The following is a 347-nucleotide window of genomic DNA, read 5'->3' on the forward strand; positions in this document are numbered from 1 at the left end:
AACTCGACGACGTGGCGCTCGCGCGCGCCAGCAAGCTGGTGGTGGAGTGGCGGCCGCAGTCGATGCGCGAGGCCGGCGACATCGTGCTGGCCGATCCCGCCGCGCTGCCGGCCGACAAGATCGTCGAACTGGCCGACGTCGTGACCGGCAAGGTCCGGCCGCGCGCCGGCGAGGCGGACGTGCTGATCTACAAGTCGGTCGGCGTGGGCCTGGAGGATGTGGCGCTGGCGGGCTTCGCCTACCGGAAGGTGCGCGAGGCGGGTGAACTCAAGGTCGCCTGAAGCGGAAAAACGCGCCGGGCGCCGAAAAAATCCGAAAACCGGGTTGACCTTGGTCAACCCGGTAGA

The 347-nt window shown here is 68.9% G+C and carries 1 pseudogene; it reads left to right on the plus strand.

The window, feature by feature from the left end:
* Positions 1-281, plus strand: a pseudogene (locus K206_RS40475) (ornithine cyclodeaminase family protein); the annotation flags it as partial.
* Positions 282-347: the final 66 nt, after the last annotated feature.

The organism is Cupriavidus sp. WS (assembly GCF_000395345.1).
Taxonomy (GTDB): domain Bacteria; phylum Pseudomonadota; class Gammaproteobacteria; order Burkholderiales; family Burkholderiaceae; genus Cupriavidus; species Cupriavidus basilensis_B.